The sequence below is a fragment of the Pseudomonas sp. URIL14HWK12:I6 genome (genome assembly GCF_000514195.1).
Classification (GTDB): Bacteria; Pseudomonadota; Gammaproteobacteria; order Pseudomonadales; family Pseudomonadaceae; genus Aquipseudomonas; species Aquipseudomonas putida_A.
Window position 1 is genome coordinate 303,807 of record NZ_AZVL01000003.1, and the last position, 24,452, is coordinate 328,258.

18 protein-coding genes are annotated in these 24,452 nt (G+C 60.7%); 16 read left to right on the top strand and 2 right to left on the bottom strand.

The features are described 5' to 3' along the window. Positions 1–184: 184 nt before the first annotated feature. The 3 genes from rpmE (at position 185) to H043_RS0107390 (ending at position 2,676) form a co-directional block, all read left to right on the top strand. On the top strand, positions 185–400 hold the full coding sequence (gene rpmE, locus H043_RS0107380) for a 50S ribosomal protein L31 (protein WP_007968345.1): 216 nt from the start codon (positions 185–187) through the stop codon (positions 398–400). A gap of 41 nt (positions 401–441) precedes the next feature. Then, positions 442–1,224, top strand: coding sequence for a thermonuclease family protein (locus tag H043_RS0107385; protein WP_049827819.1), 783 nt, complete (start codon positions 442–444; stop codon positions 1,222–1,224). A 183-nt stretch (positions 1,225–1,407) separates the two neighbouring features. After that, a complete protein-coding gene (locus H043_RS0107390) occupies positions 1,408–2,676 on the top strand; it encodes a malic enzyme-like NAD(P)-binding protein (RefSeq protein WP_003220889.1) in 1,269 nt (422 codons plus the stop codon). 245 nt (positions 2,677–2,921) lie between these two features. Here the strand turns inward: H043_RS0107390 and H043_RS0107395 are convergent, their stop codons facing one another. Further along, positions 2,922–5,369, bottom strand: a complete 2,448-nt coding sequence (locus H043_RS0107395; RefSeq protein ID WP_027611310.1) for a penicillin-binding protein 1A — start codon at positions 5,367–5,369, stop codon at positions 2,922–2,924. A gap of 216 nt (positions 5,370–5,585) precedes the next feature. Here H043_RS0107395 and H043_RS0107400 point away from each other — a divergent pair, with 216 nt between their 5' ends. The 12 genes from H043_RS0107400 to H043_RS0107455 all read left to right on the top strand — a co-directional run bounded on the left by H043_RS0107400 (position 5,586) and on the right by H043_RS0107455 (position 22,097). Next, on the top strand, positions 5,586–6,650 hold the full coding sequence (locus H043_RS0107400; RefSeq protein WP_027611311.1) for a pilus assembly protein PilM: 1,065 nt from the start codon (positions 5,586–5,588) through the stop codon (positions 6,648–6,650). Continuing rightward, a complete protein-coding gene (locus H043_RS0107405; protein ID WP_027611312.1) occupies positions 6,650–7,216 on the top strand; it encodes a PilN domain-containing protein in 567 nt (188 codons plus the stop codon). Before H043_RS0107400 ends, H043_RS0107405 begins: the two co-directional genes overlap by 1 nt. Continuing rightward, entirely contained in the window at positions 7,213–7,836 is a 624-nt protein-coding gene (pilO, locus tag H043_RS0107410; RefSeq protein ID WP_027611313.1) for a type 4a pilus biogenesis protein PilO, read from the top strand. The genes H043_RS0107405 and pilO overlap by 4 nt, the downstream gene beginning before the upstream one ends. Continuing rightward, entirely contained in the window at positions 7,833–8,360 is a 528-nt protein-coding gene (locus tag H043_RS0107415) for a pilus assembly protein PilP (protein WP_027611314.1), read from the top strand. Before pilO ends, H043_RS0107415 begins: the two co-directional genes overlap by 4 nt. A 13-nt stretch (positions 8,361–8,373) precedes the next feature. Then, complete coding sequence (gene pilQ, locus H043_RS0107420; RefSeq protein WP_027611315.1) at positions 8,374–10,452, top strand: type IV pilus secretin PilQ; 2,079 nt, start codon at positions 8,374–8,376, stop codon at positions 10,450–10,452. A 4-nt stretch (positions 10,453–10,456) separates the two neighbouring features. Further along, entirely contained in the window at positions 10,457–10,975 is a 519-nt protein-coding gene (gene aroK, locus H043_RS0107425; RefSeq protein WP_027611316.1) for a shikimate kinase AroK, read from the top strand. Between the two features lie 151 nt (positions 10,976–11,126). Beyond that, on the top strand, positions 11,127–12,227 hold the full coding sequence (gene aroB, locus H043_RS0107430) for a 3-dehydroquinate synthase (protein ID WP_027611317.1): 1,101 nt from the start codon (positions 11,127–11,129) through the stop codon (positions 12,225–12,227). Positions 12,228–12,237: 10 nt separating this feature from the next. Then, a complete protein-coding gene (locus H043_RS0107435) occupies positions 12,238–13,827 on the top strand; it encodes an AAA family ATPase (protein WP_027611318.1) in 1,590 nt (529 codons plus the stop codon). A gap of 351 nt (positions 13,828–14,178) precedes the next feature. Beyond that, positions 14,179–18,624, top strand: a complete 4,446-nt coding sequence (gltB, locus tag H043_RS0107440) for a glutamate synthase large subunit (protein ID WP_027611319.1) — start codon at positions 14,179–14,181, stop codon at positions 18,622–18,624. Positions 18,625–18,657: 33 nt separating this feature from the next. Continuing rightward, the gene (locus H043_RS0107445) at positions 18,658–20,076 is read left to right on the top strand and encodes an FAD-dependent oxidoreductase (protein WP_003220910.1); all 1,419 of its coding nucleotides are present in this window, start codon (positions 18,658–18,660) and stop codon (positions 20,074–20,076) included. Positions 20,077–20,328: 252 nt separating this feature from the next. After that, positions 20,329–21,396 (top strand): uroporphyrinogen decarboxylase, encoded by a 1,068-nt coding sequence (hemE, locus tag H043_RS0107450; RefSeq protein ID WP_027611320.1) that lies wholly within the window; start codon positions 20,329–20,331, stop codon positions 21,394–21,396. A 188-nt stretch (positions 21,397–21,584) separates the two neighbouring features. Then, entirely contained in the window at positions 21,585–22,097 is a 513-nt protein-coding gene (locus H043_RS0107455) for a cytochrome b (RefSeq protein ID WP_027611321.1), read from the top strand. A 1-nt stretch (position 22,098) separates the two neighbouring features. On the opposite strand, the gene H043_RS0107460 is transcribed toward H043_RS0107455, so the two are convergent. Then, positions 22,099–23,376, bottom strand: a complete 1,278-nt coding sequence (locus H043_RS0107460) for an MFS transporter (RefSeq protein ID WP_027611322.1) — start codon at positions 23,374–23,376, stop codon at positions 22,099–22,101. Between the two features lie 118 nt (positions 23,377–23,494). Between H043_RS0107460 and H043_RS0107465 the strand changes: the two genes are divergently transcribed. Further along, on the top strand, positions 23,495–24,397 hold the full coding sequence (locus H043_RS0107465) for a LysR family transcriptional regulator (RefSeq protein WP_027611323.1): 903 nt from the start codon (positions 23,495–23,497) through the stop codon (positions 24,395–24,397). Positions 24,398–24,452 lie beyond the last annotated feature (55 nt).

Consider the following 24,452-nt stretch of genomic DNA (forward strand, 5'->3'; position numbering starts at 1 on the left):
GATAGATCGTCTTCGCGAGCAGGCTCGCTCCCACAGGGACAGCGCAATGGGCCGGGAGCCTAGCAGACGGTCGGTCTCAGGGACAGCTTGCGCGATTGACATTGTCTGGTAGAATCCGCGGCCTAATTACGTGCGGTATTCAACAATAGTGTTGGGTGGCGGCACGCTAGCTGAGGAAGACATCATGAAAGCTGATATCCACCCGAATTACCCAGAAGTTGCAGTAACCTGCAGCTGCGGCAACAAGTTCGAAACCCGTTCGACCTTCGGCAAAGCCCTGGCGATCGACGTTTGCAACGAGTGCCACCCGTTCTACACCGGTAAGCAGAAGACTCTGGACACCGGTGGCCGCGTTCAGAAGTTCGCCGACCGTTTCGGTGCCTTCGGCGCCAAGAAGTAAGATTGGTCATTCTGGAAAACTTCGACGGTTTCTCCAGGCTGATGAAAAAGGCGTCCCTTGTGGGCGCCTTTTTTGTGTCCGCGATTTGGCTGTCCGCTGCCCAGGCATTTTGCCCCACGCCTGCCGGCCTGAGCAGCGTCAGCGTCCAGCGCGTGGTCGATGGCGACACGCTACGCCTGAGCGATGGGCGCAGTGTGCGGATGATCGGTCTCAACACGCCGGAGCTGGGCAAGCAGGGCCGCAGTGACGAACCCTTCGCCGTGGCGGCGCGCAAACGCCTTGAAGTACTGGTGGCGGACAGCGGCGGTCGGGTCGGTCTGCTCCCCGGCAAGCAGGCCAAAGACCATTACGGTCGTACCCTCGCGCATGTCTACAGCACCAACGGCACCAATCTTGAAGCGCAAATGCTCGCCGACGGCCTTGGGTTTCAGGTGGCGGTGGCGCCGAATGTCGATCTTGTTGCCTGTCAGCAGGCGGCCGAACGCAGCGCCCGTCAGGCCGGTCGAGGCCTCTGGCGCCAGTCGCCTGTACTGAAAGCGGAGCAGATCCGCACTTCGGGTTTCGCCGTGGTCAGTGGGCGTGTGAGCAAGGTTCAGCGCAATCGCGGCGGAATCTGGATCGAGTTGCAAGACTCGGTTGTACTGCGCGTTGCACCCAATCTCGTCGGACAATTTGACAACGCCCGGTTGCAGACGCTGCAGGGAAGGCAGATCGAGGCTCGCGGCTGGGTCGTCGACCGTTCGCGGCGTGGCGGGTTGAAACCGGGTCAGCCGCGTTGGCTGCTGCCGTTGACCGATCCGTCGATGCTGCAAAGCGCGCGCTGAAGAAAAATTGTAGACATTTTTTATGTCGATTGTGAACAGTCAATCCCTTGTGCGCCGTGGCTCTTGGCCCAAAGTCGTAGGACAGGGCGCTTGACAGGGGTGACCGCTCAGTCTTGTGGGGACTTTGCGAGGCGCGTATCCTCGCTGACCAGTCTGTCCAACAGTAAAAAGCGGAATGCCAAAATGTCTGATCTGAAAACTGCCGCTCTCGAATATCATGCCAATCCTCGTCCAGGGAAGCTGAGTGTCGAGCTCACCAAGGCCACTGCTACCGCCCGCGACCTGTCGCTGGCCTACAGCCCCGGCGTAGCTGAACCAGTGCGTGAGATCGCCCGCGATCCTGAACTGGCCTACAAATACACCGGCAAGGGCAACCTGGTTGCAGTCATTTCCGATGGCACCGCGATTCTGGGCCTGGGTAACCTCGGCCCACTGGCCTCCAAGCCAGTGATGGAAGGTAAAGGTGTACTGTTCAAGCGCTTCGCCGGTATCGACGTATTCGACATCGAAGTCGACTCCGAAAGCCCGCAAGCCTTCATCGACACCGTAAAACGCATCTCCATCACTTTCGGCGGCATCAACCTGGAAGACATCAAGGCGCCTGAGTGCTTTGAGATCGAACGTGCTCTGATCGAGCAGTGCGACATTCCGGTATTCCACGATGACCAGCACGGCACCGCGATCGTGACCGCTGCGGGCATGATCAACGCCCTGGAAATCGCCGGCAAAACCCTGCCGGAAGCCAAGATCGTCTGCCTCGGCGCCGGCGCTGCGGCCATCTCCTGCATGAAGTTGCTGGTGAGCATGGGCGCAAAAATCGAAAACATCTTCATGGTTGACCGTACCGGCGTGATCCACTCCGGCCGTGATGACCTGAACCAGTACAAAGCCGTGTTCGCTCACGCCACCGACAAGCGCAGCCTGGCTGATGCTCTGAAAGGCGCTGACGTGTTCGTCGGCCTGTCCGGTCCGAACCTGCTGAGCGCTGAAGGTCTGCTGTCGATGGCGGCCAACCCGATCGTCTTCGCCTGCTCGAACCCGGATCCGGAAATCTCCCCGGAGCTGGCGCACGCCACCCGCAGCGACGTGATCATGGCCACCGGTCGTTCCGACTACCCGAACCAGGTCAACAACGTTCTGGGCTTCCCGTTCATCTTCCGTGGTGCCCTGGACGTTCGCGCCAAGCGCATCAACGAAGAAATGAAGGTGGCTGCGGCCAACGCCCTGCGCGAACTGGCCAAACTGCCAGTGCCACAGGACGTGTGCGACGCCTACGGTGGTGCGCCTCTGGAATTCGGTCGTGAGTACATCATTCCGAAGCCAATGGACAAGCGCCTGATCACCCTGATCTCCGACGCTGTGGCCAAGGCCGCGATCGAGACCGGTGTGGCGACCCTGCCGTATCCGAAGAACTACCCGCTGAAAAGCGTGGATGACGTGTTCAACGGCTAAGCCGTTGTAGCGCTTCAACGAAAGCCTCGGCTTGTGAGAGTCGGGGCTTTTTTGTGCCTGTGTGATTTGTGGTGTTCTTCAGTGCCTCTTCGCGAGCAAGCCCGCTCCCACAGGTTTTGTGGCTACAACTCGCTCACTGTGGGAGCGGGCTTGCTCGCGAAGAGGCCGGCCCAGACAACATAAAATCACAGCCATGAAAAAGCCCCGCACTTCAATCGAAGGCGGGGCTTTTCAATGACGCTGGATCAGAACAGATCGATCGGCGCCTGCTCATCCGCCGGCAGCGGACTGCCCGGTACGGCGCCGTTGCCCAGCTCATTCACCGAGGGCGGCGTGTCTTCGGACTTGAACAGCTCGAAGTAGGCGCCCGGCGTGCTCGGCGTTGCCGCACGACCGCTGACCGGATCCACCCGCAGGCTGAGGATGCCTTCCGGCTCAGGCTGCACGTGCGGCGGCTTGTCCTTGAGCGCGGCAGACATGTAGTTCATCCAGATCGGCAACGCCACGGTGCCACCAAACTCGCGGCGGCCGAGGCTTTCCGGCTGGTCGAAGCCGGTCCACACGGTGGTCACGTAATCGGCGTTGTAACCGGAGAACCATGCATCCTTCGATTCGTTGGTGGTACCGGTCTTGCCGGCGATGTCGCTGCGGCCCATGGCCAGTGCGCGGCGCCCGGTGCCGAGCTTGATCACGTCCTGCAGCATGCTGTTGAGGATGTACGTGGTACGTCCATCGACGATCCGCTCGGCCACGGCCGGCGCTTGTGGCGCAGTGGCAGCGCCCGGTGCTTCACCCGGAACCGGAGCGGCGTTGACGGTGATCGGCTGATACTCCGGCGCGGCAAGGCCATCGGTCGCCGAGCCACCCTGTGGCACGGTCGGCGGGTTGGCGACGAACAGCGTGTCGCCGTTGCGGCTTTCGATCTTGTCGATGATGTACGGGGTGATCTTGTAACCGCCGTTGGCGAAGGTACTCCAGCCGGTAGCGATTTCCATCGGGGTCAGGGTCGCGGTGCCCAGTGCCAGCGACAGGTTCGGCGGCAGATCCTGCTTGTTGAAGCCGAAACGGGTGATGTAGTCGATGGTCTTGCCCACACCCATCGCCTGCAACAGGCGGATCGACACCAGGTTACGCGACTTGTACAGCGCTTCGCGCAGACGGATCGGGCCGAGGAAGGTGTTGGTGTCGTTCTTCGGCCGCCAGACCTTGTCCAGGTACTCGTCGACGAACACGATCGGTGCATCGTTGACCAGCGTCGCGGCGGTATAACCGCTGTCCAGTGCAGCACTGTAGACGAACGGCTTGAAGCTCGAACCAGGCTGACGCTTGGCCTGCAGGGCGCGGTTGTAGTTGCTCTGCTCGAACGCAAAGCCGCCGACCAGCGAGCGAATCGCGCCGTTCTGCGGATCCAGCGACACCAGCGCGCCTTGCGCCTGCGGGATCTGGCTGAATTTCAGCGAATTGTTCGGCTGACGCTGCACGCGAATCAGGTCGCCGACCTGCGCCACATCCGACGGCTGACGCGGTGCGGCGCCCATGCTGTTGGTGTTGAGGAACGGCCGCGCCCATTTCATGGTGTCCCAGGCGACGTGTTCTTCGCCGGTACGGGTCAGCACCTGCAAGCCATTCTTGTCGACCTGGGTAACGATGGCCGGCTCCAGGCTGCTGATGGTGCGCTGCTTGGTCAGCTCTGTCGCCCAGGCTTCGTGAGTCTTGCCCGGCAGGCGCGACTCGGGTCCGCGGTAGCCATGGCGCTGATCGTAGGTCATCAAGCCTTCGTGCAGCGCGGTGTTGGCCATTTCCTGCAGGTTGCTCGGCACCGTGGTGGTGACGCGGAAACCTTCGGTGTAAGCGTCGCTGCCATAGCGACCGACCATTTCGGCACGGGCCATCTCGGCGATGTACGGCGCGTTCACTTCCGGGGTCGGCACGTGATAGCTGGCGTTCAGCGGCTCGTTGATCGCGGCGGTGTAGTCAGCCTCGGAAATCTTTCCGAGCTTGTACATGCGTCCGAGAATCCAGTCGCGGCGCTCCTTGCTGCGCGCCGGGTTGGCCAGCGGGTTGAAGCGCGACGGGGCTTTCGGCAGGCCGGCGATCATCGCCATCTGCGCCAGGCTGACATCACGGATCGACTTGCCGTAATACACCTGCGCCGCCGCCTCGATGCCATAGGCGCGGTTACCCAGGTAGATCTTGTTCACGTACAGCTCGAGGATCTCGTCCTTGGTCAGCTGCCGCTCGATCTGCAGGGCCAGAAGAATCTCGGTGGTTTTGCGCGAGAAGCTGCGTTCGCTGGTCAGGAAGAAGTTCTTCGCCACCTGCATGGTGATGGTGCTGCCGCCGGACTGAATGTGCCCGCTTTTCACCAGTTGGGTCGCGGCACGCATCAGGCTGCTCGGATCGACGCCATAGTGGTTGGCGAAATTGTCGTCTTCAGCACTTAGTAACGCATTAATGAAATTGGGTGGAATGTCGGCGAAACGGATCGGAGTACGGCGCATTTCGCCAAATTCTGCGATCAACTTGTTGTCGCTGCTGTAGACCCGGAGCGGAATCTGCAACTGAATGCTTCTCAGCGCCTCCACAGACGGCAAACCCGGACTAAGGTAAAGAAACGCGCCGCTGAGACCTAAAAGCAGTCCGCAGAAAACGGCGACGATGGACCAACCGAAAAATTTCAGCAGACGAATCAAGGCTTTTGAACATCCAGGGCAAAGAATGAATTGGGCGACAGGGTTCCGGTAACACACAGAACAACCTGGGCCGGCAGTAAAAAGCGGAAAAAAACGCTGGGCATTATAAGCACTTTTCTGCTGGGGGCGTCATTTGCGCTTCTGTCAAGACGGGGTGAAGGAACGCAATGCGTATTACAGAGTCCGTAACTCACGGAAAGTCATAGGGAATTGGTAGTGCTGGGACTCTTCAAGAAAAAGACCAATACGTTACTGGGGATCGACATCAGCTCCACTTCGGTGAAGCTGCTGGAGTTGAGCCGTCAGGGCGACCGCTACCGGGTCGAGGCCTACGCGGTAGAGCCGCTGCCGCCCAACGCCGTGGTCGAAAAGAACATCGCCGAGCTCGAAGGCGTGGGCCATGCCTTGTCCCGGGTGCTGGTCAAGGCACGCACAGGGCTCAAGAGCGTGGCGGTGGCGGTGGCCGGTTCTGCGGTGATCACCAAGATCATCGAGATGGACGCCGGGCTGACCGATGACGAGCTGGAAAACCAGCTGAAGATCGAAGCCGACCAATACATTCCCTATCCACTGGACGAAGTCGCCATCGATTTCGAAGTCCAGGGCGTGTCGCCGCGCAACCCGGAGCGGGTCAGCGTGCTGCTGGCCGCCTGTCGCAAGGAAAACGTCGAAGTCCGCGAGGCGGCGCTGGCGTTGGCCGGGCTGACCGCGCGAGTGGTCGATGTCGAGGCCTATGCGCTGGAGCGCTCGTTCGGCCTGCTCGCCACTCAACTGGCAGCCTCGCAGGAACGCCTGACCGTGGCGGTGGTGGACATCGGCGCGACCATGACTACCCTCAGCGTCCTGCATAACGGCCGCATCATCTATACCCGCGAGCAACTGTTCGGTGGCCGGCAACTGACCGAGGAAATCCAGCGCCGCTACGGCCTGACTGTCGAGCAGGCCGGGCTGGCGAAAAAGCAGGGCGGTCTGCCGGATGACTATGTCAGCGAGGTATTGCAGCCGTTCCGTGATGCTCTGGTGCAGCAGGTCTCGCGCTCGTTGCAGTTCTTCTTTGCCTCCGGGCAGTACAACGCGGTCGATCACATTCTGCTGGCCGGCGGCACCGCCTCGGTGCCGGGGCTGGATCGGCTGATCGAACAGCGTCTGGGCACCCCGACCCAGGTCGCCAACCCGTTTTCCGACATGGCCTTGAACAGCAAGGTCAACGCCGGGGCCCTGGCCAGTGACGCGCCGGCCCTGATGATTGCCTGCGGGCTCGCGCTCAGGAGTTTCGACTGATGGCGCGGATCAACCTTCTCCCCTGGCGTGAAGAGCGCCGCGAAGAGCGGCGCAAACGCTTTCTGCTGATTCTGATCGGGGTCTTCGTCGGCTCGGTGGGCGCGGTGTTCATCGCCGATCAGATCGTCGGCACCGCCATCGAGCGGCAGACAGCACGCAATGACTACATTGGCAAACAGATCGCCGTGGTCGACGAACGGATCAAGCAGATCAGCGAACTCAAGGCACGGCGCCAGCAACTGGTCGAGCGCATGCGCATCATCCAGGACTTGCAGGGCAACCGGCAGATCAGCGGGCGGATCTTCGACCAACTGGCGCGCACGCTGCCGGACGGGGTGTATTTCACCAGCGTGAAATTGCTCGGCAAGACGCTGTCGATCAGCGGCGCGGCGGAGTCGAACAACCGCGTTTCGGAGCTGATGCGCAATCTGGATGCTTCCGACTGGTTCGATGCGCCGAGTCTTAATGAAGTGAAAGCGACGACTGCCGGTCAGGTGGATCAGGCCAACGTCTTTCAGCTGACCGTGCGTCAGACCCAGCCAGCCGCGACGGAGGGCGACAAATGAAGCCGTCCGAATGGCTGCAAAGTCTGCGCAACATCGACTTCAACGATCTGGATACCAGCAACATCGGCTCCTGGCCGGCCGCGGTGAAAACTATCGCGGGAGCATTGCTGGCGGTGCTGGTGTTGGCGCTTGGCTATAACTTTTTCATCAGCGACATGGAAAACCAGCTGGAAGCCAAGCGTCAGGAAGAGGACACCTTGAAGGAGCAGTTCGCCAGCAAGGCGCACATGGCCGCCAACCTGGAGCTGTACACCCAGCAGATGAAGGAGATGGAGAACTCCTTCGGCGTACTCCTGCGGCAGTTGCCCAGCGACACCGAAGTCCCGGGATTGCTCGAAGACATCACCCGCACCGGGCTGGGCAGTGGTCTCGAATTCGAAGAAATCAAGCTGCTGCCGGAGGTGACCCAGCCGTTCTACATCGAGCTGCCGATCCAGATCACTGTCACCGGGGCTTACCACGACCTCGCGACCTTCGTCAGTGGCGTCGCCGGGTTGCCACGGATCGTCACCTTGCACGATTTCGAACTGGCACCGGCCAATCCCGACGGCGGGACGAAGCTGCGCATGAGCATTCTCGCCAAGACCTACCGCTATAACGACAAGGGGTTGGACAAATGACCCCGATCCGTTATTTCGCCCTGTCGGTGCTGTTGCTGGGTCTTGGCGGATGCTTTGGTGGAGATGACTTCAGCGACCTCGATGCCTACATGAACGAAGTGCGTCTGCGCCCGGCCGGCCGGATCGAGCCGACGCCGACGTTTCATTCCTATCCTACTTTTACCTACAGCGCGGCCAACCTGCGTAGCCCGTTCTCGCGCCAGGTGCGCGTCGATCTGGCCGGGCAGCAGCGTGGCTCGCGCAACGTCAAACCCGACCCCAACCGGGTCAAGCAATACCTCGAAGGTTTCAACATCGAGCAGTTTGAAATGGTTGGCACGATCTCCAATGCCAGCGGCTCCTTTGCCTTGCTGCGCGGGGCGGGTGCAGTGCATCGGTTGAAAGTCGGCGACTACCTGGGGCGCAACGACGGGCGCATTGTCGCCATCAGTGCCACTCAGGTCGATGTGGTCGAGATCGTGCCCGACGGCGAAGGCGCCTGGCTGGAACGTCCGCGCACCATTCCTTTGAAAGAGCACTCATAGTGGAAGTCGAACAATGAACAGGATTTTCTCCACCCTCGGTTTTTCGCTATGGATAGCGCTGCTTTCACCGATGGTTCAGGCGGCCAGCCTCAAGACGCTGGATGTCGCGGCGTTGCCGGGTGACCGCATCGAGTTGAAGCTGTCGTTCGACAGCCCGCCACCGCAACCCAAGGGCTACACCACCGAATCGCCGGCGCGAATCGCCCTGGATCTGCCGGGTGTCGCCAGCCAACTGACGAACAAGACCCGCGATCTGGGCAGCGGCAACGCGCGAACCGCTACAGTGGTCGAGGCCAACGACCGCACGCGCCTGATCATCAACCTGACGCAACTGACGCCGTATACCTTTCGGGTCGAAGGCAACAATCTGTTCGTGGTGGTCGGGCAGGGCGCCAAGCCTGCTGCGCCACGGCCAGCCGCTGTTGCGCCGCGACCGGTCGCGGCTCCAGCGCCGGCGAAGGCTTATACCCCCGTCGCCAAAACCATTCGTGGTGTCGACTTCCAGCGCGGCACTGCGGGGGAGGGCAACGTCGTCATCGACCTGTCGGATCCGACCATCGCCCCGGACATCCAGGAGCATGACGGCAAGATCATCCTCAGCTTCGCCCGTACGCAGTTGCCGGACAGGCTGCGGGTGCGCCTCGACGTCAAGGACTTCGCCACCCCGGTGCAGTTCGTCAATGCCGCCGCCACCGGTGATCGTGCGGTCATCACCGTCGAACCCAGCGGCACGTTCGACTATTCCACCTACCAGACCGACAACAAACTGACCGTCAGCATTCGCCCGATGACGGTCGATGACCTGCAAAAGCGCAACGCTGACCGCAACAGCTACAGCGGCGAAAAGCTTTCGCTGAATTTCCAGGACATCGACGTGCGTTCGGTGCTGCAACTGATCGCCGACTTCACCAACCTCAATCTGGTGGCCAGCGATACGGTGCAGGGCGGGATCACCTTGCGTTTGCAAAACGTGCCGTGGGATCAGGCGCTGGACCTGGTGCTGAAAACCAAAGGCCTGGACAAGCGCAAGATCGGCAACGTGTTGCTGGTGGCGCCGGCCGACGAAATCGCCGCCCGTGAACGCCAGGAACTGGAGTCGCAGAAACAGATTGCCGAACTGGCACCGCTGCGCCGCGAGCTGTTGCAAGTGAATTACGCCAAGGCCGCGGACATCGCCAAGCTGTTCCAGTCGGTGACCAGCGCCGAGGCGAAAATCGACGAGCGTGGCTCGATCACTGTCGATGAACGGACCAACAACATCATTGCCTACCAGACCCAGGATCGCCTCGACGAACTGCGGCGGATCGTGGCGCAACTGGATATTCCGGTGCGTCAGGTGATGATCGAGGCGCGGATCGTCGAGGCCAACGTCGATTACGACAAGAGTCTGGGCGTGCGCTGGGGCGGTTCGATCCAGAACAAGGGCAACTGGAACACCTCGGGGGTCAGCAATGGCTCGTCGACCACCATCGGCACACCGGGCAGTACCAGTACCAACTCGCCGTTCGTCGACATGGGCACGGTCGGTAATACCTCGGGGATCGGCATCGCCTTCATTACCGACAATGTGCTGCTCGATCTTGAGCTGACCGCCATGGAGAAGACCGGCAACGGTGAAATCGTCTCGCAGCCCAAAGTGGTCACCTCCGACAAGGAGACGGCAAAGATCCTCAAAGGCACCGAGATTCCGTATCAGGAGGCGAGCTCTAGCGGCGCGACGTCGGTGTCTTTCAAGGAGGCTTCGCTGTCGCTGGAAGTGACGCCGCAGATCACCCCCGACAACCGCATCATCATGGAGGTCAAGGTCACCAAGGACGAACCGGACTACCTGAACAAAGTGCAGGATGTACCGCCGATCAAGAAGAACGAGGTCAACGCCAAGGTGCTGGTGAACGACGGCGAGACCATCGTGATTGGGGGCGTTTTCTCAAATACTCAAAGCAAGGTCGTAGATAAGGTGCCATTTCTTGGCGATGTGCCGTATCTTGGCCGCCTTTTCCGGCGTGATGTGGTTTCGGAGAAAAAATCCGAGCTGCTGGTATTTCTCACTCCGCGTATCATGAATAACCAGGCGATTGCTGTGAGTCGTTGATTCTGTGCGAAATTTGATTCTTGTAGGACCGATGGGCGCTGGAAAAAGCACCATCGGCCGGTTGCTGGCCAAAGAGCTGCGCCTGCCGTTCAAAGATTCCGACAAGGAAATTGAACTGCGCACGGGCGCCAATATCCCGTGGATCTTCGACAAGGAAGGCGAGCCCGGCTTTCGTGACCGTGAGCAGGCGATGATCGCCGAGCTGTGCGCGTTCGACGGCGTGGTGCTGGCGACCGGCGGCGGTGCGGTAATGCGCGATGCCAACCGCAAGGCCCTGCACGCGGGCGGGCGGGTGGTGTATCTGCATGCCTCCGTCGAGCAGCAGGTCGGGCGTACGTCGCGCGATCGCAATCGTCCTTTGCTACGCACCGCCGATCCGGCGAAAACCCTGCGAGACTTGTTGGAGATCCGCGATCCGCTCTATCGAGAGATCGCCGATCTGGTGGTGGAAACCGACGAACGGCCACCGCGCATGGTGGTGCTCGACATTCTCGACCGTCTGGCGCAGCTGCCACCCCGTTAAAGCGCCGCCGGAAATGCGCTATCCTCGGCGTCCTGTCACAGTCGCCGAGGTTGTGGCGGATGGCGTGCGAGCGGCGTCAGATTCGCTATAGGCCGCAGACAACCAATAATTCAGGGCAGGACGCCTGCTTCCATCTTCACTGTGGGGACACATGCAGACACTCAAGGTCGATCTAGGCGAGCGCAGCTACCCGATTCATATTGGCGAAGGTTTGTTGGATCAGCCCGAGTTGCTGGCGCCGCATATCCATGGGCGGCAAGTGGCAATCATCTCCAACGAGACCGTTGCGCCGCTCTATCTCGAACGTCTGACCCGCAGCCTTGCGCAGTTCTCAGTGATCTCGGTGGTGCTGCCGGACGGGGAAGCCTTCAAGAACTGGGAAACCCTGCAACTGATCTTCGACGGCCTGCTGACTGCCCGTCACGACCGCCGCACCACGATCATCGCCCTCGGCGGCGGGGTCATCGGTGACATGGCCGGTTTTGCTGCCGCCTGCTATCAGCGCGGCGTCGATTTCATCCAGATTCCTACCACGCTGTTGTCCCAGGTCGATTCGTCGGTGGGCGGCAAGACCGGCATCAACCATCCGCTGGGCAAGAACATGGTCGGCGCGTTCTATCAGCCGAACGTGGTGCTGATCGATACTGCATCGCTGAAAACCCTGCCGGAGCGTGAACTGTCCGCCGGTCTGGCCGAAGTCATCAAGTACGGTCTGATCTGCGACGAGCCGTTCCTGACCTGGCTCGAAGACAACGTCGACGCTCTGCGCGCGCTGGACCAGAAGGCCCTGACCTACGCCATCGAGCGTTCCTGCGCGGCCAAGGCGGCAGTGGTCGGTGCCGATGAGAAGGAAACCGGCGTGCGCGCCACGCTCAATCTCGGCCACACCTTCGGCCACGCCATCGAGACCCACATGGGCTATGGTGTCTGGTTGCATGGTGAGGCGGTGGCCGCTGGCACCGTGATGGCGCTGGAAATGTCCGCGCGTCTGGGCTGGATCAGCGAGCAGGAACGTGATCGCGGCATTCGTCTGTTCCAGCGTGCCGGTCTGCCGGTGATTCCGCCGGAAGAAATGACCGAAGCCGATTTTCTCGAACATATGGCAATTGATAAAAAAGTGATCGACGGTCGTCTGCGCCTGGTGCTGCTGCGCCGGATGGGCGAAGCGGTGGTGACCGCCGATTATCCGAAAGAGGTTCTACAGGCCACGCTGGGAGCGGATTACCGCGCTCTGGCTCAGCTTAAAGGTTAATAAGATTCCGATGACTAGTTTGCATGCCGACGAGGCGTTCCTCGGCCATTTCCAGTTAAGTCACGACCCTTTCGCGCCGCGGGTGCCGGGCTTCAAATTCTTCCCGGCCCAGCGCAAACCGGTGCTGGGGCAATTGCACCACCTGGCGCGTTACAGCCAGTTGCTGCTGGTGGTCACCGGCCCGCAGGGCAGCGGCAAGACCTTGCTGCGTCAGGCGCTGGTGGCCAGCACCAACAAGCAATCGGTACAAAGCGTTGTCGTGTCGGCCCGTGGAGCTGGCGATGCCGCCGGCGTGCTGCGTCAGGTGGCTCAGGCACTGAACGTGGCTCAGGCCGAAGTTGGCGCGATTCTGGATCAGGTGGTGCAGCTCGCGCTTACCGGCCAGGAGGTCTATCTGCTGGTGGATGACGCCGAGCAGCTCGACGAATCCGCCCTCGAAGCGCTGATGGCGCTAGGGGCCGGTGCACCGGAAGGTCGCCCGCATGTGTTCCTGTTCGGTGAGTCGTCGCTGATCGCGCAACTGGAGGCCTTGCACCTCGAGGAAGAGCGCTTCCACGTCATCGAACTGCAGCCGTATACCGAAGAAGAGACCCGCGAATATCTCGACCAACGGCTCGAAGGTGCGGGCCGGGGTGTCGAACTTTTCACCGCGGATCAGATCTCTGAGATTCACGAAAGCGCCGAGGGTTGGCCTGGCAACATCAACCAGGTCGCTCGCGATGCACTGATCGAAGTCATGATTGCCAGCCGCTCTGCGGTCAAGCGTCCAAGTATGGGGTTCAACATGCCGAAGAAACACGTATTGGCGATTTCCGCCGTCGTTGTGGTCGCGGTCGCCGCCGCCTGGCTGATGCCGGGTCGCAACAAGGCGCCAACCACCGGCGCACCTGCCAACGAACAGGCACAACTGCCATTGGGCCAAGGCGCCAATGGCGGCGCACCGAACGTCGAGTTCGCCGGCAATACCCAGCCGATGCCGCTGCCGCTGGTCGGCAACTCGCAACCGGTGATGCGCGGCCCGTTGGCTGAAGCCGCAGGCGGCATCACTGAAGGTGACGACGGCGTGCCGGTCGAAGGCTCCAGCGCAACGCCGCCGACCGTCACGACTTCCGCACCACCGGCAGGTGTTCCGGCCGGCCCGGCTCCGACGCCAGTACCTGTTCCGGCGGCCAAGCCGACCCCGGCACCGACTCAGGTCGCCACCGCCAAGCCTGCTCCGGCAGCGCCAGCGGCCAAACCGGCTCCCGCCCCGGCCAAGCCTGTTGCTGCTGCCAAACCGGCCGAGAAGCCGGTTACCGTGGCCAAGGCTGCCGGTGGCAGCTGGTACGCCGGTCAGCCGACCAGCAATTACGTGGTGCAGATCCTCGGCACCAGCTCCGAAGCGACCGCGCAGAACTTCGTCAAGGAGCAGGGCGGCGAGTACCGTTATTTCAAGAAAGTCCTCAACGGCAAGCCTCTCTACGTGATCACCTACGGCAACTTCGCCAATCGTGATGCAGCCGTTTCTGCCATCAAGGCCTTGCCAGCGAAGGTTCAGGCTGGTAAACCTTGGCCTCGCACTGTCGCCAGCGTCCAACAGGAACTGGCAACAACTCGCTGAAGATTCGGCGGCCTTACCCAGGCCGCCTCTCCAAGCACCTCAAAATTTCTACGAGTGCGCGCCGTCTCTACAGACCGCGTGCCTTGTGGTGTCTGCGTCACAGTAGTCTTTGAGTCGTTGCAGTCAAAATTAAAAAAAGTTTTGACTAGCACAGCAGATCGCTTTAAACCTTTCACAAATGCGACATGAATTTGCGACATTTCGTCGTCAAATTTGTGAGCCTCTGTGTCGCTGTGTACAATGACCACCCTTTTGCCCCCGCAAAGCCGGCGTACGTTCGGCGCGGCAAGCAAGTGGTTGAATTGAAAAGAAATTTGCCTCGAAAAGAGGCAGCCTGGTGAGAAAGTGTCTATGAAAGCAGGTCTGTACAAACCAGATGAATTCAAGGATAACTGCGGTTTCGGCCTGATAGCCCATATGCAGGGCGAGCCCAGTCATATCCTTTTGCAAACGGCCATCGAGGCCCTGACCTGCATGACCCACCGCGGTGGGATTAATGCCGACGGCAAGACCGGTGACGGTTGCGGTCTGCTGATTCAAAAGCCTGACGCGTTCCTGCGGGCGATGGCCCAGGAAAACTTCAGCGTCGAGCTGCCCAAGCAATATGCCGTGGGCATGGTCTTCTTCAACCAGGATCCGGCCAAGGCCGAAGCCGCTCGCGAGAACATGAACCGCGAGATCCTCGCTGAAGGCCTGCAACTGATCGGCTGGCGCAAAGTGCCGATCGACACCAGCGTCCTCGGCCGACTGGCCCTCGAGCGCCTGCCGCAGATCGAGCAGGTGTACATCGGCGGTGAAGGCCTGAGCGATCAGGACATGGCGGTCAAGCTGTTCAGCGCCCGTCGTCGCTCGTCGGTGGCCAACGCCGCCGACACCGACCACTACATCTGCAGCTTTTCGCACAAGACCATCATCTATAAAGGCCTGATGATGCCGGCCGACCTGGCCGCGTTCTATCCGGACCTGGGTGACCAGCGCCTGCAAACCGCGATCTGCGTGTTCCACCAGCGCTTCTCCACCAACACCTTGCCGAAATGGCCGCTGGCCCAGCCATTCCGTTTCCTCGCCCACAACGGTGAGATCAACACCATCACTGGTAACCGTAACTGGGCACAGGCCCGTCGGACCAAGTTCAGCAACGATCTGATGGATCTGGAAGAACTCGGCCCGCTGGTCAACCGTGTCGGTTCCGACTCCTCGAGCATGGACAACATGCTCGAACTGATGGTCACCGGTGGCATCGACCTGTTCCGTGGCGTGCGGATGATCATTCCGCCAGCGTGGCAGAACGTTGAAACCATGGACCCGGATCTGCGTGCGTTCTACGAGTACAACTCGATGCACATGGAACCGTGGGACGGCCCAGCCGGCGTGGTAATGACCGATGGTCGTTACGCGGTGTGCCTGCTCGACCGTAACGGTCTGCGCCCGGCGCGCTGGGTCACCACCACCAACGGTTTCATCACCGTTGCGTCGGAAATCGGCGTCTGGAACTACCAGCCGCAAGACGTGATCGCCAAGGGCCGTGTCGGCCCGGGGCAGATCCTCGCCGTGGACACCGAAACCGGGCAGATCCTCGACACCGACGCGATCGACAACCGTCTGAAGTCCCGTCATCCGTACAAGCAATGGCTGCGCAAGAACGCTCTGCGTATCCAGGCGACCATGGAAGATAACGACCACGGTTCGGCGTTCTACGACGTGGATCAGCTCAAGCAATACATGAAGATGTATCAGGTCACGTTCGAAGAGCGTGATCAGGTGCTGCGCCCGCTCGGTGAGCAAGGCTACGAAGCCGTTGGCTCGATGGGTGACGATACGCCGATGGCCGTGCTGTCGCAGCGCGTGCGCACGCCGTACGACTATTTCCGCCAGCAGTTCGCGCAGGTCACCAACCCGCCGATCGACCCGCTGCGTGAAGCGATCGTGATGTCGCTGGAGATCTGTCTCGGTGCCGAGCGCAACATCTTCCAGGAATCGCCGGAGCACGCCTCGCGCGTGATCCTCAGCTCGCCAGTGATCTCGCCGGCCAAGTGGCGCTCGCTGATGAACCTCGACCGCCCGGGTTTCGAGCGGCAGATCATCGACCTCAACTACGACGAAAGCGTCGGCCTCGAAGCGGCGATTCGCAACGTCGCCGATCAGGCTGAAGAAGCCGTGCGCGCCGGGCGTACCCAGATCGTCCTCAGCGACCGCCATATCGCCCCGGGCAAGCTGCCGATCCACGCTTCGCTGGCCACCGGCGCGGTGCACCACCGCCTGACCGAAAAAGGCCTGCGCTGCGATTCCAACATCCTCGTTGAAACCGCCACCGCGCGCGATCCGCATCACTTTGCGGTGCTGATCGGTTTCGGCGCCTCGGCGGTCTATCCGTTCCTGGCCTACGAAGTGCTGGGCGACCTGATCCGTACCGGTGAAGTGCTGGGCGACCTCTATGAGGTCTTCAAGAACTACCGCAAGGGCATCACCAAAGGCCTGTTGAAGATCCTGTCGAAGATGGGCATCTCGACCATCGCCTCGTACCGCGGTGCGCAGCTGTTTGAAGCCATAGGCCTGTCCGAAGAAGTGTGCGAGCTGAGCTTCCGTGGCGTGCCGAGCCGCATCAAGGGTGCGCGTTTCGTCGACATCGAAGCCGAGCAGAAAGCCCTCGCTACCGAAGCCTGGAGTCCGCGCAAGCCGATCCAGCAGGGCGGTCTGCTGAAGTTCGTCCACGGCGGCGAATATCACGCTTACAACCCGGACGTGGTCAACACCCTGCAAGCCGCCGTGCAGCAGGGCGACTATGCCAAGTTCAAGGAATACACCTCGCTGGTGGATAACCGCCCGGTGTCGATGATCCGCGACCTGTTCAAGGTCAAGACCCTCGACAAGCCGCTGGACATCAGCGAAGTCGAACCGCTGGAATCAGTGCTCAAGCGCTTCGACTCCGCCGGTATCTCGCTGGGCGCACTGTCGCCGGAAGCGCACGAAGCCCTGGCCGAAGCCATGAACCGCCTCGGTGCGCGTTCCAACTCCGGCGAAGGCGGCGAAGACCCGGCGCGCTACGGCACCATCAAGAGCTCGAAAATCAAGCAGGTCGCGACCGGCCGTTTCGGTGTCACCCCGGAATACCTGGTCAACGCCGAAGTGCTGCAGATCAAGGTCGCGCAGGGCGCCAAGCCGGGCGAGGGCGGGCAACTGCCGGGCGGCAAGGTCAACGGGCTGATCGCCAAGCTGCGTTACGCAGTGCCGGGCGTGACCCTGATTTCGCCACCGCCGCACCACGACATCTACTCGATCGAAGACTTGTCGCAACTGATCTTCGACCTGAAACAGGTCAACCCGAAGGCACTGGTTTCAGTGAAACTGGTAGCGGAAGCGGGCGTCGGCACCATCGCCGCCGGTGTGGCCAAGGCCTATGCGGACTTGATCACCATCTCCGGCTACGACGGTGGCACCGGTGCTTCGCCGCTGACCTCGATCAAATACGCAGGCGCTCCGTGGGAACTCGGCCTCGCTGAAACCCACCAGACCCTGCGCGGCAACGACCTGCGCGGCAAAGTCCGGGTGCAGACCGACGGCGGCCTGAAAACCGGCCTCGACGTGATCAAGGCCGCGATCCTCGGTGCCGAAAGCTTCGGCTTCGGTACAGCGCCAATGATTGCCCTGGGCTGCAAATACCTGCGCATCTGCCACCTGAACAACTGCGCCACCGGCGTTGCGACGCAGAACGAGAAGCTGCGCAAGGATCACTACATCGGTACCGTCGACATGGTGGTGAATTTCTTCACCTACGTCGCCGAAGAAACCCGTGAGTGGCTGGCCAAGCTCGGCGTGCGTTCCCTCGAAGAGCTGATCGGCCGCACCGATCTGCTGGAAATCCTCGAAGGCCAGACCGCCAAGCAACACCATCTGGATCTGACCCCGCTGCTGGGCAGCGATCACATCCCGGCGGACAAACCGCAATTCTGCGGCGTTGAGCGCAACCCGCCGTTCGATCAGGGCCTGCTGGCCGAGAAAATGGTCGACATGGCGACGTCGGCGATCAATGACCTCAGCGGTGCCGAGTTCGAACTGGACATCTGCAACTGCGACCGTTCGATCGGTGCGCGGATCTCCGGCGAAATCGCGCGCAAGCACGGCAATCAGGGCATGGCCAACGCGCCGATCACCTTCCGCTTCAAAGGCACGGCCGGTCAGAGCTTCGGCGTGTGGAACGCCGGCGGTCTGAACATGTACCTGGAGGGCGACGCCAACGACTACGTCGGCAAAGGCATGACCGGCGGCAAACTGGTCATCGTACCGCCGAAGGGCAGCGTCTATCAGACTCAGAACAGCGCCATCATCGGCAACACCTGCCTGTACGGCGCCACCGGCGGCAAGCTGTTCGCCGCCGGCACCGCAGGCGAGCGTTTTGCCGTGCGCAACTCCGGTGCCCACACCGTCGTGGAAGGCACTGGCGATCACTGCTGCGAGTACATGACCGGTGGTTTCGTCTGCGTCTTGGGCAAGACCGGTTACAACTTCGGCTCTGGCATGACCGGTGGTTTCGCCTACGTGCTCGATCAGGACAACACCTTCGTTGACCGGGTCAACCACGAACTGGTGGAAATCCAGCGGATCAGCGGCGAGGCGATGGAAGCCTACCGCAGCCACCTGCAGAACGTGCTGAACGAGTACGTCAAGGAAACCGAGAGCGAGTGGGGTCGTGAACTCGCCGAGAACCTTGATGACTACCTGCGTCGTTTCTGGCTGGTCAAGCCTAAGGCTGCCAACCTGAAGTCGTTGCTTTCCAGCACTCGTGCCAACCCGCAGTGATATGCGCCTGAAGAGTTTGATGAGGTTTTAACAATGGCTGAACGTCTGAATAACGACTTCCAGTTCATCGATGTCGGGCGCAAGGATCCGAAGAAGAAACTGTTGCGTCAACGCAAGAAAGAGTTCGTCGAGATCTACGAACCGTTCAAACCCCAGCAGTCGGCCGACCAGGCCCACCGCTGCCTGGGTTGCGGCAACCCGTATTGCGAGTGGAAGTGCCCGGTGCACAACTTCATTCCCAACTGGCTGAAGCTGGTGGCCGAGGGCAACATCCTCCAGGCCGCCGAGCTGTCGCACCAGACCAACACCCTGCCGGAAGTCTGTGGCCGGGTGTGCCCGCAGGATCGGCTGTGCGAGGGTGCCTGCACCCTCAACGACGGTTTCGGTGCGGTGACCATCGGTTCGGTCGAGAAGTACATCACCGACACTGCGTTCGCCATGGGCTGGCGCCCGGACATGTCCAAGGTCAAACCGACCGGCAAACGTGTCGCGATCATCGGTGCGGGCCCGGCGGGTCTGGGCTGTGCCGACGTGCTGGTGCGTGGCGGTGTGACCCCGGTGGTGTTCGACAAGAACCCGGAAATCGGCGGTCTGCTGACCTTCGGCATTCCCGAGTTCAAGCTTGAGAAGAGCGTGCTGAGCAATCGTCGCGAAGTCTTCACCGGCATGGGCATTGAGTTCCGCCTCAACACTGAGGTCGGCAAGGACGTGACCATGGAGCAACTGCTCGCCGAATACGATGCGGTATTCATGGGCATGGGCACCTACACCTACATGAAGGGCGGTTTTGCCGGTGAGGATCTGCCGGGCGTCTACGACGCGCTGGACTTCCTGATTGCCAACGTCAACCGCAACCTGGGCTTTGAAAAGTCGCCGGAAGATTTCGTCGACATGAAAGGCAAGAAGGTCGTGGTACTCGGCGGCGGCGACACGGCGATGGACTGCAACCGCACCTCGATCCGTCAGGGCGCCAAGTCGGTGACCTGTGCTTATCGTCGTGACGAAGCGAACATGCCCGGCTCGCGCAAAGAGGTGAAGAACGCCAAGGAAGAAGGCGTGAAATTCCTCTACAACCGCCAGCCGATCGCGATCGTTGGCGAGGACAAGGTCGAAGGCGTGAAGGTGGTCGAGACCCGTCTCGGCGAACCGGACGCCCGTGGCCGCCGCAGCCCCGAGCCGATCCCGGGCTCCGAAGAGATCATCCCGGCCGACGCCGTGGTCATTGCGTTCGGTTTCCGTCCAAGCCCGGCACCGTGGTTCGAACAGTTCGAAATCCAGACCGACAGCCAGGGCCGCGTCGTCGCGCCTGAGCAGGGTCAGTACAAGCACCAGACCAGCAACCCGAAAATCTTCGCCGGTGGCGACATGGTGCGCGGTTCCGACCTGGTGGTAACGGCAATCTTCGAAGGCCGCAATGCGGCTGAAGGGATCCTCGATTACCTGGGTGTCTAACCTCGGATCCTGAACCAAACGCAATAACCCTGTGGGAGCGAGCCTGCTCGCGAAAGCGGTCTGTCAGCCAATTTCACTGTTGGATGTACCGGCCTATTCGCGAGCAGGCTCGCTCCCACAGTTGTTTCTCGGTGTTGCAAAATCAGTATTCCAACGCAATAAATTGACCCGATAGACAAAAGGCTGACCTGCATCCGTGCCTTTTGCGTCGCGCTCTGAGAAAATGCCCGCACTTTTTTTCCGGATGCCGACATGACTGCCCTGAAGAACGACCGTTTCCTCCGCGCCCTGCTCAAGCAACCTGTAGACGTCACCCCGGTGTGGATGATGCGCCAGGCCGGCCGCTACCTGCCTGAATACCGCGCCAGCCGTGCCCAGGCCGGTGATTTCATGAGCCTGTGCATGAATCCGGAATTCGCTTGCGAAGTTACGTTGCAACCGCTCGACCGCTACCCGCAACTGGACGCGGCGATCCTGTTCTCCGACATCCTCACCATCCCCGATGCCATGGGCCAGGGTCTGTACTTCGAGACCGGTGAAGGCCCGCGCTTCAAGAAAGTCGTCAGCACCCTGGCCGACATCGAAGCGTTGCCGATCCCTGATCCACACAAAGACCTCGGCTACGTGATGGACGCGGTCAGCACCATCCGCCGCGAGCTGAACGGCCGTGTGCCGCTGATCGGCTTCTCCGGCAGCCCGTGGACCCTCGCCACTTACATGGTTGAAGGCGGCTCGTCGAAAGACTTCCGCAAAACCAAGGCGATGCTCTACGACAACCCGCAAGCCATGCACCTGCTGCTGGACAAACTGGCGCAGTCGGTCACCTCGTACCTCAACGGCCAGATCCAGGCCGGCGCGCAAGCGGTGCAGATCTTCGATACCTGGGGCGGCAACCTGTCGGCGGCGGCGTATCAGGAGTTCTCCCTGGCGTACATGAAGAAAATCGTCAGCGGCCTGATCCGCGAGCACGACGGTCGCAAAGTGCCGGTGATCCTCTTCACCAAGAACGGCGGCCTGTGGCTGGAAAGTATCGCCGACGCTGGCGCCGACGCACTGGGCCTGGACTGGACCTGCGACATCGGCAACGCCCGCGCCCGTGTCGGCGACAAGGTCGCGCTGCAAGGCAACATGGACCCGACCGTGCTCTACGCCAAACCGGAAGCGATCCGCACTGAAGTCGGGCGCATTCTGGCCAGCTATGGCAAAGGCAGTGGCCACGTGTTCAACCTGGGTCATGGCATCACTCCGGAAGTCGACCCAGAGCACGCCGGTGCGTTCCTGCGCGCGGTGCATGAACTGTCGGCGCAGTATCACAAGTAAGATTTTGACACGACCGCCCGAATGCAATGTTCGGGCGGTAATTGATTTTTGTATGTTTAAGTTGAACGTGCAATAAACCTTGTTCGTAAAGATTGTTTACTTTGTGCAGTTTCTGTTAATGGTTTTCTCGTTGACGTTGATAATTAAGAGCCTTGTAATTGCGCCACTTGTTTATCAGGATGGTTGCAATGAAAAGGGTTGGATATTCGCGTCTCCAGATTGCTTTGCACTGGATATCTGCGGCAGTAATTTTATGGGCTCTGTTGTCTGGCTTCTATGTGTCAGTCATTAAAGTTGCAGCGGAAACAAAATCGATAGTCGGATTTATAAATGTTTCGGTGACGGCTTTATTTATTCCGATATTTATACTGAGATTGTATGTTTCTGTCAGAGGCTCTCACACCACTTGCGAGGTGGACAGGACCTTTGTGGAGCGTCTGGCGAGTTGGATGCATAAGTCTATTTATCTGATGACGGCGGTTGTCTTGCTCACAGGAATATTAATGATGGATCGACCGATCAATATATTTGATCTGGTTCTTATTCCGGCGCCGCTGAACGATCTACAGTGGATTGATCGGTTCTTCGTCATCCATGTTTGGGCGTGCGTGATGTTACTGGTTCAAGTAGCGCTACACATCGCAGCCGTTATCAAACACGAAATGTGTGGGCGCCGAATCCTGAAAAAAATGGTGTTCTGACTCAAGCGGGAGCGCTGCCACCGAGGGGCGGCAACTTCGCCAGTTTCAACGCCACCAACAGCGCGATCATCAACAGGGCGCCAATAAACAGGCCGATGCCATTCCACCCGCCGAGATGCCAGAACACCCCGCCAGCCGTGCCGGCAATACTCGACCCGGCGTAATAGCTGAACAAATACAACGACGACGCCTGGCCCTTGGCCTTGGTCGCACGCCGGCCGATCCAGCTGCTCGCCACCGAGTGCGCGCCGAAGAAGCCGAAGGTGAAGATCAGCATGCCGACGATCACCAGCAACAGCGGTGTAAACATCGTGAGCGCAAGGCCGGCGAACATCAGCGCGATGGTTGCCCACAGCACTTTGCGCCGCCCCAGTTTGTCCGCCAGTGAACCGATCTTCGCCGAGCTGTAGATGCCCGACAGGTACACCACCGACAGCAAACCGACGAACACCTGATCGAGGTTGTACGGCGCGGCCAGCAGGCGATAACCGATGTAGTTGAACAGAGTGACGAAGGCGCCCATCAGCACGAACGCTTCAAGAAACAGCAGCGGCAGGCCGGCGTCGCGAAAGTGCATGGTGAAGCCATCGAGCAGGCTGCGTGGGTGCAGCGAGCGCGAGCGGAAGTTGCGCGATTCGGGAAGGATCTTCCAGAACACCGCCGCTGCGACCAATGCCAAACCGCCGATCACCAGCATCGCCGTGTGCCAGCTGACAAAGTCGATCAGCACCCCGGTGATCAACCGCCCGCTCATCCCGCCAATTGCGTTGCCGCCGATGTACAGGCCCATCGCCAGACCGATGTGCTGCGGATGGATTTCCTCGCTCAGATACGTCATCGCCACCGCCGCCAGACCACTCAACGACAGCCCGATCAGCGCGCGCATGATCAGCACGCCGTGCCAGCTCGGCATCATCGAGCTGGCGATGGTGCACAACGCGGCGGCGAACAGTGCCGCGACCATCACCGGTTTGCGTCCGACCCGGTCGGAGATCGGCCCGGTGATCAACAGCCCGACGGCCAGCATGCCGGTCGCCACCGACAGAATCAGGCTGCTCTGCGCGGCGTTGATCGAATACTCGTGAGACAGCAGCGGCATCATTGGCTGCACGCAATACAGCAAAGCGAAGGTCGCGAAGCCACCGCTGAACAGCGCGAGCACCGTGCGCATGAACATCGGCGTGCCTTTTTCGATGTAGATCTCCTGCAGCTCGGCGATGACATCGTCCGTCGCGGCAGGCGGAACTTCATGGGCAAGAGGGGCGGCGGCGGTTTTCACATCAGACCTCGGAGGGCACGGCCAGGCAGGCAATGAAAAAATCATATAGCTGGCTAATGTTTCTATCCAATATATTGTTCGACCTGTTTGATAGCTTTAACGACCTAATGGGGTTTCCATGGAATTGCGTCATCTGCGCTACTTCATCGCCGTCGCCGAAGAACTGCATTTCGGCCGCGCTGCACAGGTACTGGGGATCTCTCAGCCACCGTTGAGTCAGCAGATTCAGGCGTTGGAGCAAGAGGTCGGCGCGCGGTTGTTCGAGCGCACCAATCGTCGGGTCGAACTGAGTGAGGCCGGCCGATTGTTTCTGCAGGAGGCGCGGCTGGTGCTGGCGCAGGTCGACAAAGCCGCGGATGTCGCCCGGCGTGCGCAACTCGGCGAGCTCGGCGAATTGAAGATTGGCTTCACCTCGTCGGCGCCGTTCAACTCGACCATTCCCCAGGCGATTTTTTCTTTTCGCCAGCGTTTCCCGGCAGTGCACCTGAACCTGCGGGAGATGAGCAGCACCATGGTCGCGGATGCGCTGGTGGATGAGTCGATCGAAGTCGGGATCATGCGCCCGCTGGGCCTGCCGGATTCGCTCAGTGTGGTGGAGCTGATGCGTGAGCCGCTGGTGGCGGTGCTCGGCTCCAAACATCCGTTGGCGCAGGGCAGCGAGGAAGGCTTGTTCCTCTCGGCGCTGGCGCTGGAGCCGTTCGTGTTCTTTCCACGCAGCTACGGCAGCGGGCTGTATGCGCAACTGCTCAGTCTGGCCCGCGATGCCGGATTCAGCCCGCACTTCGCCCAGGAGGCCGGTGAGGCGATGACCATCATCGGACTGGTCGCAGCGGGGCTGGGGGTTTCGGTGTTGCCGGCGTCGTATCAGCGGATGCGCATTGACGGTGTGGTCTATCGACCACTGCTTGATCCGGAGGCGGTGTCGGCGGTGTGGCTGGTGCAGCGCAAGGATCAGAAATCGCCGATGGCCAAGGCGTTCGTCGAGCTGCTGACGCGCAAGGTTGAGCCTTCAAAAGCTTGATTGCTGCGCAATCAAATCGCGAGCAGGCTCGCTCCCACAGGGGAACGCATTCCAA